Origin of the sequence: Pseudoflavonifractor phocaeensis (assembly GCF_016901955.1) — a bacterium.
In the GTDB taxonomy this organism is placed as follows: domain Bacteria; phylum Bacillota; class Clostridia; order Oscillospirales; family Oscillospiraceae; genus Flavonifractor; species Flavonifractor phocaeensis_A.
Window position 1 is genome coordinate 1 of the sequence record NZ_JACJLC010000200.1, and the last position, 1,017, is coordinate 1,017.

A 1,017-nucleotide genomic window follows, 5' to 3' on the forward strand; every position below is an offset into this window, starting at 1 on the left:
AAGGTTGAAACATTGTAATCTAAGTACCATTCCGAAAAAGGACGCACAAAACCAAGCCCCCTAAGAGCGGGCGAAGAATGCAGATATGCTTAAAGTCTAAGCGGTGGATGGAGCAGTGACCAAATACCCCTGCCGCTGAAGGATAAAGAAGGCTTCCTCCACGGAAACCTCACGGTGTGCAGGTGGACGATCGCTCTTGCGGTAGAGTTCGGAATTGTACGGCTCATTCTTCCTGAGCATATTGTAGATAGCTGTTAGGAGCATTCTGGCAATGGCGATAATTGCTTTTTTGTGCCCTCTGCGTTTCTTGAGCGCAAGATAGCGGTTTCGAACCTCCGGGAATTGCTTGGCACGGATCGCATTAAGAGAGCACTGAACAAGCAGCGGCTTGATATAGGCTCCGGCCCGGCCGATTCTGGTAGTTTTCTTCTTCCCGGCACTCTCGTTGTTCTGCGGCGTAAGACCAGCCCAGGAGCATAGGTGCTTCGAGGTGGGGAACACGGACATATCCACTCCGATTTCCGAGATGATGCCGATAGCGGAAAAGGATTGGATACCCGGCGCCGTCATAACAAGGTTGAGATGGGGAAGGTACTTCTCAGCGGTGGACAGGATCAGGGATTCCAGATTGAGCTTGCACCGTTCCAGGCTGTCCATGTGGGAACGGATGATGCGGAGCTTTTCAGCCTGTTCAGCACACATCTCTCCGTCCACAGCAGCAAGGATTTCTTCGTCAGTTGCTTTCATACGCTTCGTGCGAAAGCTGGAAACATCCGAGATTTTTGCCGCGGGGTTTTCCAAAATCCTGGCCGTGATTGCAGAGGCGGCTTTACCAAACACGTCCGAGAACACATCATCCAGTTTGAAATTGGAGACCGTCAAGCAGTTTTGCGCCCGGTTTTTCTCGCCGGTAGTGAAGTTGGTGAGTTTCCAGCGGTAACGTACCAAATCCCGAAGCTGGCGAATATCCGCTGGAGGGATAAAGCTCCCGGCGACGAGGTCGTGCTTGAAGATGTC

At 52.0% G+C, this 1,017-nt stretch carries 1 protein-coding gene; it reads right to left on the reverse strand.

Features of this window, described 5'->3' with window-relative positions; translation table 11 throughout:
* Nucleotides 1–96: 96 nt before the first annotated feature.
* Nucleotides 97–1,017, reverse strand: a 921-nt coding sequence (locus H6B51_RS17140) for a transposase (protein ID WP_204884800.1), incomplete at its 5' end; no start/stop codon positions are given.